Source organism: Amycolatopsis sp. NPDC101161, from assembly GCF_044768185.1.
Classification (GTDB): domain Bacteria; phylum Actinomycetota; class Actinomycetes; order Mycobacteriales; family Pseudonocardiaceae; genus Amycolatopsis.
Map to the genome: position 1 here is coordinate 214789 of NZ_JBIWPI010000002.1, position 13642 is coordinate 228430.

Consider the following 13642-nt stretch of genomic DNA (forward strand, 5'->3'; position numbering starts at 1 on the left):
GGGTTCTAGCACTGTTTCCCGCTCACGACGGCTTTCAGGCGAGGCCGATGGCGAACACGTGCAGGTCGCCGTCGGAGGGCAGGGTCACCGACGCGATCTGCTTCCCGGCCGGGGCGTCGAACGGCGTCGTCGCGTAGACCGACGCCCCGCCGCCCCGGCCACCCGGCTGGTTGCGGTGGTCCGTGCGGGCCACCAGGGTGTTGCCGAAGACCGGGTCCGTGCCGCCGCCGGGGAACACCCAGTCGCCGAAGGACAGGTCGGCGGCCGCGGTGGTGCCGTCGGTGAACGTCACCGTCGCCGACGCGCGGTGGTCGCCGTTCGACGCCGTGCCGATGAACGACAGCCGCGTCCCCGAAAGCCGGATCGTCTGCCCGGCCGGGACGACGTTGTCCGGCCGTCCCGCCGGGGCGGCGGGCCAGACGAACGACGTGCCGGCCGCCTGCGACGTCCGACCGCCCACCAGTCCGGCCGCGGCCAAAGCCTGCCGCGACAAGCTGTTCCCTGCGCCGTCGATGTCCGCCGAGCCCGCGTCGCCGTCGTCGGAGATACCGACGTTCGAATACGCCGCCGCCAAGCCGTCCTTGGGCGCGACGAGCACGATCACCGAGCCCGGGACCGACGTCGGGCCGCCGCGGACGGTCACCGGCACCTGGTAGTAGCCCTCGGGCGTCCCGGCGGCCACCGACACGCTCAGCTTCGCGGTACCGCCGCCGGTCCGGTCGTCGAGCCGCAGCTGCCGCGGCCCGGTCACCGAGATCCCGGGCGGTGCCTGCGTCGTCACGTCGAGCACGCGGTCGTGCCCGCCGAGCCGCTGCCCGCTGACCGTGGCCTCCCCCGTGCTGCCGGGTGAGACGACGACCTGGTTGGTCACCGAGGCCAGGAACGGCTTCTCACTGTCGCGATAGGACGGCGGCGCCGAGTCCGCGGCCCAGCGCTTGTCCGGAGTGGACACGAGCGAGAAGTCCAGCCGGCCGCCGTCGCGAACCACTCCGGCGGGCAGCGACGTCCGGTTCCAGTCCCGGCCGTTCAACGACAGCGAGTGGATATACGTCGCCGGCGCCTGGGGCGCGCGGACGTCGAGCGTCCGGCCGCTCGGCAGGCTGAGCACCGCGCGTTCGAACAAAGGGCTCGCGACGACCAGGTCCGGCGTGCCCGGGGTCGCCGGGTAGATGCCGAGCGCCGCCCAGACGTACCAGGACGACTGCGCGCCGAGGTCGTCGTTGCCCGGCTCGCCGTCCGGAGTGGCGCTGAACAGCGTCGTCGCGATCTCGCGGACGACCTGCTGCGTCTTCCACGGCTGCCCGACGTGGTTGTACAGGAACGGGACGCCGAAGTCGGGCTCGTTGCCCGCCCACATGTACGGCTCGTTCGGGCCGACGTTCAGCTTCTGGAAGAACGTGTCCAAGCGCTGCGAAACAAGAGCCGGGCCGCCCATCGCCGTCACCAGCCCGGCCGGGTCCTGCGGCACGAGCCACGTGTACTGAGCGGCGTTACCCTCGTCGAAGCCGTCCTGGCCGAACTTGCCGGGCGGCGGCGGGACGTAGGCCGGGCCGTCCGGGAACCGGCCGTCCTGCGCGCGCGGCTGGAGGTAGCCGGTCAGCGGGTTGAAGATGTTCTGCCAGTTCTGGCCGCGTTTCGTGAACTCGCGGGCGACGTCCCGGTCGCCGATCCCCTGCGCGAACTGGGCGATGGCGAAGTCGTCGATCGCCCATTCCAGGGTGATCGACGCGCCGACGCGGGCGTGGTCGCCGCGTGAGGCGTCGTTGTTCGGCAGGTAGCCGCGGGCGACGTAGTCCGCGATGCCGCGGCGTTCCTGGTACGCCCCAGGCGTTTCGTCGACCGAAGTCGCACCCTTGACCAGGTACTTCAACGCCGTCTTGACGTCGAAGTCGCGCGCCCCGAACGCGTAGAGGTTCGAGATCAGCGCGACCGAGCTGTCGCCGGTCATCTGGCCGGTGTAGTCGTTCGCCATCGGCCACCGCGGCCACCAGCCGCCCTGCACGGCGTCGTTCGTCAGCGACTGCGCCATGTCGCTGGCTTCCTTCGGGAACAGCATGGCGTGCAGCGGTGCGAGCGAGCGGTAAGTGTCCCAGTCGGAGAAGTTCGCGTACTGGTGCCGCCCCGCGGGCAGCGTCCGGATCTGGTCGTCGAAGCCGATGTAGCGCCCGTCGGCGTCGTCGAACGTGTTCGGGTGCATGAGCGAGTGGTACAGCGCGGTGTAGAACGTCTTGAGCTGTGCGGTGTCCCGGCCGGCGACGCGGATCTTGCCCAGCGCCTGCGTCCACTTGTCCCGTGTGGACTTTCGCACCGCGGCGAAGTCGAAGCCCGGGACTTCCGCGGCCATGTTGGCTTTCGCGCCGTCGACGCCCACGTAGGACATCGACACCTTGGCGTGCACGGTCTGCGAACCGAACGTCAGGTACGCCCCCGCCCGCGGCGAGTCGACGCTGTCGGTGCCCGGCTTGACCGACGAGCCGTCCCACGTGCCGTGCGCGGTGAACGGCTGGTCGAACGCGATGTCGTAGTAGACCGTGTACTTGTTCGGCTTGCCGCAGAAGTTGCCGGTGGTGGCCGAGCCGCTGACCTCGCGGTCGCCGGTGATCTTCAAGGTGGCGGCGGAGTTGCCGGCCAGGCTGGCCCCGCCCTTGACCAGCACCTGCGGCGTCGAGCCGGCCGGGTAGGTGAAGGTCGCGAGCCCGGTGCGGGTCGTCGCGGTCAGCTCGGCCCGGACGCCCGAGTCGGCGAGCGTCACAGCGTAGTAGCCCGGCTCGGCCTGCTCGCCGTCGTGGCCGAATTGCTCGGTCCGGTCCCAGGGCGCGCTGCCGACGTCGCCGGTGACCGGCAGGATCGGCACGTCGCCGAACGCGTTGCAGCCGACGGAGGCGTGGTCGAGGCTGAAACCCCGGATCCGGTCCGAGTGGTACTGGTAGCCGGCGTACGCGCCCTGGGTGTCCGGCGAGAACTGCATCATCCCGAACGGCGCCGCCGGCCCGGGGAAGTTGTTGATCTCGCCGACCGAGCTGCCGCCGCGGCCGGTGCCGATCAGCGGGTCGACGTAGGCCGCCGGGTCCCCGACCAGGGCTGACAACGTTGTCGGAGCCGCCGAAACGACGGCGGGCGCCCCGATCACCGCCGTCGCGACCACCGCCGCCATGAACCGATACCGCACCCGGTGCCTCCCGAAGCCGACAGCCTTGTCATCCGACCTTTGCCTGCGCCCGGGGCCGCGGTCAACACTTTGACAAAGACCTGGCTCGTGCCCTCAACGTATGAAGATCCGGTCAGGATCGGGTGGCGGCGGTGTCAGGACGCCTAACCTCGACGCCGTGTGCGCACGTGTACTGGTCGCCGAGGACGACGAGAAGCAGGCCGAGGTCCTCCGGCTCTACCTCGAGAGCGAAGGTCACACCGTGGTGCTGGCCGCGGACGGCCGCGCGGCCCTCGACGAAGCCCGCCGCGAACGGCCGGACCTGCTGGTCCTCGACGTGATGATGCCGAAGGTGGACGGCCTCGACGTCTGCCGCATCCTGCGCGGCGAGTCCGACGTCGCGGTGCTGATGCTCACCGCCCGCGCGACCGAGGAGGACCTGCTCCTCGGCCTCGACCTGGGCGCCGACGACTACCTGACCAAGCCGTACAGCCCCCGCGAGTTGATGGCCCGGGTCCGCACGCTGCTGCGGCGGACGTCGGCCCGCGGCGAGCCGCCCGACCCGGCGTTGCGCGCCGGCGCCCTGCGGCTCGACCCCATCCGGCACGAGGTGTCGGTCGACGGCCGCCCGGTGGAGACCACGCCGGGCGAGTTCCAGCTGCTGGAGACGCTGATCCGGCAGCCCGGGCGGGTGTTCACCCGGCGGCAGCTCCTGGAGCTGACCCGCGGCGACGACCGGTTCGTCAGCACCAGGATCATCGACGTCCACGTCCTCAACCTGCGCAAGAAGCTCGAACCCGACCCGCAGAAGCCGGTCTACCTGCGTACCGTCTTCGGCGTGGGGTACAAGCTGACGGCGGAAAATGACGCGTAGCTTCCCCCTCCGGCGCAGTCTCGTCGTCCGGTTGACCGCCGTCTCCCTGCTGATCGCGCTGGGCTCGATCGCCGCGACCGCGTGGCTCGCCGTGCAAACCACCACCCGCGCGATCCAACAGGAGCAGGGCCAGGCGCTCTCGGGCGACGCGACGATCTACACCGAGGTGCTCGGGTTCGCCGCGGCCAACCACACCTGGGACCAGGTCGGGCCGAAGCTGAAGGCGCTGTCGGACCAGACCGGCCGGCGGGTCGTGGTGACCACGCTCGACCGCCGCGTCCTCGGCGACTCCGGCGGCGCGCCGGTCACCCTGCCGGTGAAGGCGACCGCGTCGGTCGACCCGCTGCACGTCGACCCGGTGCTGCTGCCCCAGGCCGGGACCAGCGGCATCGACCCGCGCGCGGTCGGCCCGTACCGGCTGTCGGCGGCCGAGCACAGCGACCTCGACGGCCTCGCCCGGAAGGTCGCCTCCTGCCTGACCGACCTCGGCTTCCCCAGCCAGGTGCGGGACGCGGCGAGCGGGCGCCCGCAGCTCACCGGCCTCGACCCGCTGGCCGCGCGCTACTTCGCGGCCAAGTGCGGCGTCTACGACCTCGCCGAGGCCACGCCGACCGAGGCCGACGCGCTCGCCAAGCTCAACGACGCCGTGAACAGCTGCCTCGAGGCCCAGAAGCAGCAGCCGGTGAAGCTGGGGCTCGACTTCGAAACGCTCGGCGAGACCGATCAGGGCCGCAGTCAGGGCTGCGTCGACTCCGCCCGCCGCGCGCAGCTGACGCCGTACGTCGCGCCGCCCGCGTTGCTCTTCACGCTCGGCCCCGGCGGGTCGCAGCTGCCGACGTTCACGCTGTCGCAGGAGAACCTGACCCGGATCCTCGCGGTGACCGGCGGCGTGCTGGTGCTGGCCGCGGCGATCACCGTGCTGGTCGCGCGCCGGCTGTCGCGGCCGCTGCGCGCGCTGACCGAGGCGGCGCAGCAGGACCGGCCGGCGCCGGTGAAGTCCCGCGACGAGGTCGGCTACCTCGCCGCCGCGTTCAACGACCTCACCGCGCGCCGCGAACGCATCGAGGAGCAGCGCAAGGCGATGGTCAGCGACATCGCCCACGAGCTGCGCAACCCGCTCAACGTCATCCGCGGCCGGCTGGAGGCCGCCGAGGACGGGCACCTGCCGTTCGACCGCGCGCTGTCGACGTCGCTGCTCGAAGAGACCGTGCTGCTGCAGCACATCGTCGAGGACCTGCAGGACCTCGCCGCGGCCGACGCCGGCCGGCTGCGGCTGCACCCGGAGCCGCTGGACGCGGCCGAGCTGGCCGGCCACGTCGCTTCCGCGCACGCCGACCGCGCGGCCGCGGCCGGTGTCACGCTCACCGTCTCGGCGCACGGCGACACCGGGCTGGCGGCCGACCCGCTGCGGCTGCGCCAGGTCGTCTCCAACCTGGTGACCAACGCGGTCCGCCACACACCGCCCGGCGGCCTCGTGACGATCCACGTCTCGTCCACTGTGGACGAAGTGGTGATCGCCGTGGCGGACACCGGCACCGGGATCGCCGCGGCGGACCTGCCGCACGTGTTCGACCGGTTCTGGCGGGCCGAGAAGTCCCGCAGCCGCCAGACCGGCGGCAGCGGACTCGGCCTCGCCATCGTGCGCCACCTGGTGGCAGCGCACGGCGGCGCGGTCACCGTCGAGTCCGAAGTGGACGCCGGGTCGACGTTCACCGTCCGGCTGCCGAAGCCCGGCCGCGCGGACGAGGGCACCGGCCCGCCGGAGGACGTCAGCCCTTGAGGCCGCTCTGGGCGAGCCCTTCGACGAACTGGCGCTGCGCGATGATGAACACGATCAACACCGGCACGACCGTGGTGGTCGCGGCGGCGAGCTGGACGTTCCAGAGGTGGCCGCCGTAGACGTCGACGTACTGCGTCAGCGCCACGGGCAGGGTGAACATGCTCTTGTCCGTCAGGTACACCAACGGTTCCAGGAAGAAGTTCCACGTGTTGAGGAACGTGAAGATGGCGACCGCGGCGAGGGCGGGCTTGGCGATCGGCAGGGCGACGCGCCGGTAGAGCCCGAACCGGGACAGGCCGTCGAGCCGGCCCGCTTCTTCGAGTTCGCCGGGGATGGTGATGAAGAACTGCCGCATCACGAACGTCGCCAGCACGCTCGGCGCGCCGAAGATCGGGACGACGATCAGCGGCCAGTGCGTGTTGGTCAGGCCGAGGTCGTCGACCAGCCGGAACAGCGGGATGATCGTGACCTCGCTCGGCACCATCAGTCCGATGAGGATCAGCGTGAACAGCTTCTCGCCGCGGAACCGGATGCGGGCGAAGGCGTACCCGGCCAGCGAGGAGAAGAACATCGTGCCGAGCGTGACGAGCACCGCGATGTACAGGCTGTTGAAGTACTGCCGCGCCAACGGGAAGTCCGTGAACGCGGTCTTGTAGTTCTCCCACTGGGGTGACGCCGGGAACAGCTTCGGCGGGTACGCGAGCACTTCGTTCGCCGGCAGCAGCGACGCCGTGATCATCCACCAGGTGGGGAACACGAACGGCACGGCCAGCACGACCATCACCGCGTAGCACGCGATCTTGGCCCTACGACTCATGGAACACCCACCGCTTCCGCATCCGCCACTGCAGCAGCGTGAGCACGAGGATGACGAGGAACAGCACGACGGCCAGCGCGGAGCCGTAGCCGAGGTCGTGGTTGGCGAAGGCCTGCTGGTAGAAGTAGAAGACGAGGACGTTGGTGCTGTCGGCGGGCCCGCCGAGCGTCAGCACCTGGATCTGGGCGAACACCTGCAGTGCGCCGGCGACGGTGATGATCGCGGTGAGCAACGTCGTCGGGCTGATCATCGGCAGGATCACCGACCGGAACCGCCGCCACGGCCCGGCACCGTCCAATTGCGACGCCTCCATGATGGACGCCGGAATGCCCTGCAACGCGGCCAGGAACAGCACCATGTTGAGCCCGACGTTCTTCAGCACCTGCACCACGATCACCGACAGCATCGCGGTGCCGTTGCCGCGCAGCCAGTTCGGCCCGTCGATGCCGATCGTCTGCAGCAGCGCGTTGATACCGCCGTTGTCCTGCAGGAGGAAGTTCCAGACGATCGTCCACGCGACGAGCGTGACGACCACCGGCGAGAAGAAGACCGTCCGGAACACCGTGGTGCCGCGCAGCTTCAGGTTGAGCAGCAACGCCAGCGACAGCGCCAGCACCAGGTTGAGCACGACCAGGCCGACGCAGAAGATCGCCGTGGCACGGGCGACCTTTGGCGCGGTCGGGTCGTCGAAGAGCTGGGCGTAGTTGTCCGCGCCGGCGAACGTCGACGTCCCGGCCAGCAGGTTGACATCCTGGAAGCTGTACCAGACGACCGCGACCAGCGGCGCGACGACGAAGGCGAGGAACCCGAGAGCCTGCGGGGCGACGAAGAGCCACCCCGCCAGCTCGTCGCGCTTCCTCGACGTCCACGTCATCGGCTGAGCGCCGGGTCGATCGCCTGGCAGACGCCGGCCAGCGCGGCGGGGACGTTCGCGTCCGGCTTCCACATCGGGTCCAAGGCGGACTGGACGAGCGACGCGATCCGCGCGCTCCCGGTGTGCGACGGCAGCACCGCGCCGGTCTTGATCCCGTTCACCACGACGTTCTGCAGCTGCTCCTGGCTGAACAGCGGGTTCGCCTTGGCGAGGGTGGCCGCGTTGAGCAGGCTGTCGCGGGCTGGCGGGAAGTACTGGCCGAGCTTCGCCGAGTTGGCCGGGTTGGTGAAGAACGCGAGGAAGTCCGCGGCGGCCTTGGCGTGCTTGCCCTTGACCGGGACACCGATCCCGGCCTGGCCGATGACCTGCGCGTTCGCCTTCGGCCCGGCGGGCAGCGGGACGATCCCCCACTCGAACGGCTTGGCCTTGAGCAGCCCGGCCCGGCTGATCTGCGCGATGGTCAGGCCGCTTTCCCCGGCGAAGAAGTCCGCCGTCGTGCCCGGGCCCGGCAGCGCCTTGTCGGTGAAGATCGCCTGGTGCAGGAACGTCATCGCGGACGTCATCTCCGGGGAGGTGAACCCGCACGTCTTGCCGTCCGGGCCCCAGGCGTCGGCGCCGAACCCGCGCCAGACCGAGGCGAGCAGCACCCACTGCTTGTACTCGAACTCGCGGATGACCAGCCCGGCCTTGCCGGTGTCCTCGGCGGCGACCTGGGTGGCGATCCGCTTGGCGGCGTCCCAGGTCCACCGTCCACTCGCGACCAACTGGTCCGGGGTCTCGGTGACCCCGGCCTGGCTGAGCAGGTTCTTGTTGTAGAACATGCCGAACGGCGACGTCGAGAACGGGTAGGCGTAGAGCCCGCTGTCCTTGGTCCACAGCTTCGTGGCGGACGGCACCAGCTCGCCGGCGTTGTACCCGGCGGCACTGTCCAAAGTGGGCTTGAGGTCGGTGAGGGCGCCGGACTGGACGAAGTCCGGGGCGTCGCGCTCGAGGATCCACGCGAGGTCCGGCGGGTTGCCGCCGGAGAGCTGGGTGGTGAGCGCGGCCGAGTAGGCGCTGGTGTCGCCCGGGACGACGTCGAACTTGACCGACGCGACCTCCGGGTGGGCCTTGCGGTACTCGGCGGCGATGGAGTCGAAGAGGGCGAGCTGGTTCTTGTCCGTCGTCCAGACGGTCATGCGCAGGGCGATGTCCTTGTCGTCGCCGGCGCCGCCCGAGCACGCCGTCGAAGCCAGTGCGACGGCGGACAGGGCCGCGGCAAGCAGCCGGATTCTCCGGTAGGCCACGATGCCTCCTGGTTATTCGAATTAGCAGCGACCGTAAGTGCCGCCGCCAGTACTGTCAACAGGCCGCTCGGGCCTCAGCGGGAGTCTGTTGTGGAGGGTCTCGCCGTGGTGGCGCCCTCGTGGATCGTGCACGGCAGGAGCAGCTGGCGGGGCTTGGGGTTCTTCAGCAGCCCGACGAGCACGCGCACGGCGTGCGCGCCCATTTCGTGGCGCGGGATGCGGAACATCGACCAGTCCGTGCCGGTGCTCGGCACGGCGTGCGCGTGCGGCTGCTGCGACGGGTCGGCGTCCCCGAGCACCACGATGGACAGGTCGCCGGGCACGCCCAGGCCGAGTTCGCGCGCGCAGGCCAGGAGGCCGTCGGCCATCGCCAAGCTCTCGACGAGCAAGGCCGTGACCCCCTCGTCGAGCGCCTGCCGCAGCGCCTGCGCCGGGTCTTCCTCGAGGAAGACCAGCGGCGGACGGCGGTGCTTGCGCGCCGCGGCTTCGTAGCCGCTGCGGCGATCGAGCGTCGGCTCGTTCTCCTCGGTCACGCTGAGCAGGCCGATCCGCCGGTGCCCGAGGGCCCACAACCGTTCGTGGACCTCACGGGTGGCCGCGACGTAGTCCGCGCCGACGTAGCTGATCGGCCCGGTCGGCGACTCGCGGCGGCCGACGAACACGAACGGGAACTGCTCCTCGACGAGCTGCGCGAGCTCCTGCGGGTCGTTGTGCCGGCCGAGCAGGATCGAGCCGTCGGCGATGCGCAGCCGGTTCGTGCCCGCCTCGTAGATGCGGCGGCGCCCGTCGCGGCGGCCACCGCTGGTGAACAGCAGCAGGTCGAAGCCCTGCGCCTCGGCCTCCTCCTCGATGCCGAGCAGGAACGGCCGGTAGAAGTCGGCCACCCCGGACGGGAACACGGACTCGTAGGTGAAGACGCCGAGGATCTGGTTGGACCCGCCGCGCAGGCGCCGGCCCATGATGTCCACCGTGTACCCGGTTTCGCGCAGCACCTGCTGCACGCGGTCGCGGGTCTCGGGGGTGACGCGCAGGCTGTCGGAGCCGTTCAGCACCATGGACACGACGGCCTGCGAGACGCCGGCCAGGCGCGCCACCTGGGCCTGCGTGACCCGGCCCGAACCCGCCGTCATCCGTGACTCCCTCCGGTGCGGTTCGCCTGGACTCTACCGGCGGCACCGTCAGTACCCCCGCACTTCCGGCCACCGGCGTTCCACCCCGGCGGCGTCCAGCACGCGTGCGAAGTCCTCGAAGAGCCTGCTGTCGGCCTGGACGTCCCGCGGCTCGACGTCCTCGCTGATGGCGAACGCCGCGAGCAGCCCGGCGACCTCGCCGATGTTCCACTCCACCGGGTGCAGCCGGAAGCAGCCGTTCGTGATGTGCGTGGTACCGATGTTCTTGCCCGCGGGCAGCAGGTTCGCCGTGCGGACGGGCAGCAGCGCGCCGAGCGGGATCTCGTACGGCACGCTGGCGACGTCGATGTAGTTGTCCCCGCCGGTCGACGGGTGCAGGTCGATCCGGTAGCTCCCGACCCCGACGGCGTCCGCGCGGCGCACCCGGCCGTCGACGCCGAGGATCTCGGCCGAGACGTCGTGCTCGGTGACGGTCGTGACCGCCTTGATGCGCCGGGCTTCGCGGACGTACGCCGACTTCGCGAGTCCGTCCTCCGTGTCGGTGACGTCGGGGCGGAGCTTGAGACCGGGGAAGCCGGTGCCGCCGTCCGCGCGGGGTGCCTCGGTCTGCAGCCAGTAGAGGACGGACAGGCTCAGCTGTTTGGCTTCGTGGTGCGCCGCCTCGACGTCGGCTTCGGTCGTGTGGCCGGGAATCGTGAGCGCGGGCTTGAGCCAGTAGTCGTTGAGCGGCCAGTTGACGAGGGTGATGTCCGAGTCGAACGCGCCGTCGGTGTGCAGGTTGCGGGCGAGGATGCGGCGGAAGGCCCACAGCTCCTTGTCGCCGGCGTCGGCGCTCTGGTCGGCGCTCACCGCGAGGGGGTCGCCGGGCGGGTTCGGGACGAAGGAGCGTTTGACCGGCTCCAGGGTCCGCGGGTCCGGGGCGACGAAGCCGAGCAGCGGACCGGGCCAGAAGTCCGGCTGGTAGTCGCGCCAGAAGCCGTACATCTCCGGCCGGTCGATGACGTGGTTTTCGCCTTCGTGGTGGGAAACCGCGAAGCAGTAGGTGATCCCTTGAAGGTTGGCCGGGTCGGCTTTCCCGGGCGCGTGCGGCTCGTCGTGGTCCGCTTGGGATTCGGCGCCGGTGACGTGCTCGGTGCCGGTGAGCGGCAGGAGGTCGCCGTTTTCGGTGGCGTCGAGGACGTACCGGGCCCGGACGGTGACTTTGCCCTGGCCGGTTTCGAGGACCACGGCGTCGACCCGGTCTCCCGTGGTGTGCGCTTCGACCGGGCGGTGGTGGCGCAGAACGTGGATCCGCCCGGCGCTGACGTGCGGCGCGAGCATGGCTTCGATGACGGCCAAGGCGGCGCGCGGTTCGCCGCAGAGCTTGCTGACCCGCCCGGCGCCGGGGTTCAGCTCCGGGTGCCTCGCGGCTTCGGCCCGCAGCGGGTAGTGGCGGCGGTAGTGGTCGCGGATGCCCGCGCGCAGGTCGCGGTAGGTGCGGGTGGACCCGAACCGCTCGATCCAGGGGTTCTCGTCCGGCGGCACGGCCTGGGCGGTGAGCTGCCCGCCGAGCCAGCCGGTCTCCTCGGTGAGCACGACGCGCCGCCCGCGGGACGCGGCGGCCAGCGCGGCGGCGACCCCGCCGAGTCCCCCGCCGACCACCAGAATCTCCGTGTCCAGTTCCCTCATGAGCCCTTCCCGGCGCTGATAATTCGAATTACTACGCGGGTATGGTGCGACGCGGGCGCGCTGGGCGTCAAGAGTCAGAACCGGACAGGAACGGCCCGGGCTACAGCGGCAGGCCCGCGTAGTTGTCGGCCAGCTCGGTCATCGCGGGGGTCGAGCTGACCGTCCGGCGGAGCTGGGACAGCTGGAGCTGGGCGTCGAAGTCGTCGCCGTGGCGGTGCAGCATCGACGTCATCCACCACGAGAAGTGCGTGCACCGCCAGACCCGCCGCAACGCCGTCTCCGAGTACGCGTCCACGAGTTCGTCGTCGCCCTGGAACGACGCCTTGAGCGCACGCGCCAGCAGCGCGACGTCGGCGACCGCGAGGTTCAGGCCTTTCGCGCCCGTCGGCGGCACGATGTGCGCCGCGTCCCCGGCCAGGTAGAGGTTCCCGTGCCGCATCGGCGTCGTCACGAAGCTGCGCATCGGCAGGACGCTCTTCTCGGCGATCGGCCCGGTCTCGAGGGTCCAGCCGTCGACGCCCAGCCGGTCGGACAGCGCCGTCCAGATCCGGTCGTCGCTCCACCGCTCGATGTCTTCGTCCGGCGCCACCTGCAGGTAGAACCGGCTGACTCGCGGCGAACGCATGCTGTGCATCGCGAACCCGTCGGGGTGCCAGGCGTAGATCAGCTCGTCCGTCGACGGCGCGACGTCGGCCAGCACGCCCAGCCACGCGAACGGGTACGTCCGTTCCCAAACCCGCGGCTGCGGAACGGAAGCCCGGCTCGGCCCGTGGAACCCGTCGCAGCCGACGACGACGTCCGCGTCGATCCGCCGCGCGGTGCCGTCACCGTCCACAAAGGTCACGTACGGCCGGTCGGTCACGTCGTGCACGACGACGTCCGAAGTGGAGTAGTACGCCGGGCGGCCGGCCTTTTCCCGCGCCACCATGAGGTCCTTGGTCACCTCGGTCTGCCCGTAGACGGTCACCGACCGGCCGATGAGGCCGGTGAAGTCGATGTGGTGGCGCTCCCCCGGCGTCTGCAGGTAGATGCCGCGGTGTTCCATGCCCTCGACGTCGAGCCGGTCGCCGAGGCCGACCTGCCGCAGCAGCTCGACCGTGCCCGCCTCGAGGATGCCCGCGCGGATGCGCGCCTGGACGTACTCGGCGGTCTGCCGTTCGAGCAGCACCGAGTCGATGCCGTCGAGCCCGAGCAGGTGGGACAGCAGCAGCCCGGCCGGGCCCGCGCCGACGATGACGACCTGGGTGCGCACTGGAGACGTCCTTTCCCGAGGGGAGCCCCGAGCATCTCCCGGCGGGTCCGGCACCGACTACGGCATTCTCATTCAGTGAGAGAGCGTCCGCGAGATGCCGCGCGCCGCCGCCCGCAGCGCCGGGATCTGCGCCCGCGCGTTCCGGTCGTTGGGCACGATCACCGACAGGGCCGCGACGACGGTGTCGCCGCGGCCCCGCAGCGGCACGGCGATCCCGGTCGTCTCCTCGTCGATGAACCCGGCACAGAACGCGTAGCCGTTGCGCCGGACGTCGGCGAGGAACCGCCGCAGCCGGGCCGGGTCGGTCAAGGTCGTGCGGCGGAAGGCCGGGAGGGGACCCGCCAGCACCTCTTCCTGCAGGTCGGCGGGGGCGTGAGCGAGCAGCACCAGCCCGGACGACGACGCGTGCAGCGGCAGCCGCCCGGCCACGCGCGTCACGTTGACGACCGCGCCGGGCGCCGAGAGCCGCTCGACGAACAGCACCTCGCGGTCCTCCAGCACGGCGAGCTGGGTATGGTGCCCGACGACGGCGTGCAGGTCCTCCATGAAGGGCATGGCCGCCTCGCGCAGCCCGAGCGTCGGCGACGCGCGCGACGCCAGTTCCCAGAGCCGAACACCCACGCGGATCCTCCGATCGGGGTCGCGGCGCAGCCAGCCGTGGCCGACCAGCTCGTCGACGAGCCGGGACGCCGTGGCGACGTGCAGGCCGGCGCGGCGCGCGATGTCGGTGACGCGCAGCGCCGGCGTGTCCGGCCCGAAGGTCTCGAAGATGCGGACGACACGCGTCAGCACCGAGTCGCGTTTCACCACGTC

At 71.1% G+C, this 13642-nt stretch carries 10 protein-coding genes; 2 read left to right on the forward strand and 8 right to left on the reverse strand.

Translation table 11 applies throughout. The features are described 5' to 3' along the window. Window positions 1-34: 34 nt before the first annotated feature. On the reverse strand, window positions 35-3169 hold the full coding sequence (locus ACIRSS_RS12040; RefSeq protein WP_400893841.1) for a GH92 family glycosyl hydrolase: 3135 nt from the start codon (window positions 3167-3169) through the stop codon (window positions 35-37). A 157-nt stretch (window positions 3170-3326) separates the two neighbouring features. On the opposite strand from ACIRSS_RS12040, the gene ACIRSS_RS12045 reads away from it, so the two are divergent. Then, the gene (locus ACIRSS_RS12045; protein ID WP_400893843.1) at window positions 3327-4022 is read left to right on the forward strand and encodes a response regulator transcription factor; all 696 of its coding nucleotides are present in this window, start codon (window positions 3327-3329) and stop codon (window positions 4020-4022) included. Then, window positions 4012-5802, forward strand: coding sequence for a sensor histidine kinase (locus ACIRSS_RS12050; protein WP_400893845.1), 1791 nt, complete (start codon window positions 4012-4014; stop codon window positions 5800-5802). Before ACIRSS_RS12045 ends, ACIRSS_RS12050 begins: the two co-directional genes overlap by 11 nt. On the opposite strand, the gene ACIRSS_RS12055 is transcribed toward ACIRSS_RS12050, so the two are convergent. From ACIRSS_RS12055 to ACIRSS_RS12085, 7 genes are all read right to left on the reverse strand, one after another. Further along, window positions 5792-6619 carry a carbohydrate ABC transporter permease gene (locus ACIRSS_RS12055; protein ID WP_400893847.1) on the reverse strand — a complete coding sequence of 276 codons (828 nt, stop codon included), beginning with the start codon at window positions 6617-6619 and terminating at the stop codon, window positions 5792-5794. The two genes, ACIRSS_RS12050 and ACIRSS_RS12055, sit on opposite strands and share 11 nt — an antisense overlap. Further along, on the reverse strand, window positions 6609-7493 hold the full coding sequence (locus ACIRSS_RS12060) for a carbohydrate ABC transporter permease (RefSeq protein ID WP_400893849.1): 885 nt from the start codon (window positions 7491-7493) through the stop codon (window positions 6609-6611). Before ACIRSS_RS12060 ends, ACIRSS_RS12055 begins: the two co-directional genes overlap by 11 nt. Then, window positions 7490-8779, reverse strand: a complete 1290-nt coding sequence (locus tag ACIRSS_RS12065) for an ABC transporter substrate-binding protein (protein WP_400893851.1) — start codon at window positions 8777-8779, stop codon at window positions 7490-7492. Before ACIRSS_RS12065 ends, ACIRSS_RS12060 begins: the two co-directional genes overlap by 4 nt. A 74-nt stretch (window positions 8780-8853) precedes the next feature. Continuing rightward, the gene (locus ACIRSS_RS12070) at window positions 8854-9909 is read right to left on the reverse strand and encodes a LacI family DNA-binding transcriptional regulator (protein ID WP_400893853.1); all 1056 of its coding nucleotides are present in this window, start codon (window positions 9907-9909) and stop codon (window positions 8854-8856) included. A 48-nt stretch (window positions 9910-9957) separates the two neighbouring features. Next, a complete protein-coding gene (locus ACIRSS_RS12075; RefSeq protein WP_400893855.1) occupies window positions 9958-11577 on the reverse strand; it encodes an FAD-dependent oxidoreductase in 1620 nt (539 codons plus the stop codon). A 100-nt stretch (window positions 11578-11677) separates the two neighbouring features. After that, window positions 11678-12829: a 4-hydroxybenzoate 3-monooxygenase gene (locus ACIRSS_RS12080; RefSeq protein WP_400893857.1), complete on the reverse strand. Its 1152-nt coding sequence runs from the start codon at window positions 12827-12829 to the stop codon at window positions 11678-11680. Between the two features lie 72 nt (window positions 12830-12901). Then, complete coding sequence (locus tag ACIRSS_RS12085) at window positions 12902-13639, reverse strand: IclR family transcriptional regulator (RefSeq protein ID WP_400893859.1); 738 nt, start codon at window positions 13637-13639, stop codon at window positions 12902-12904. Window positions 13640-13642 lie beyond the last annotated feature (3 nt).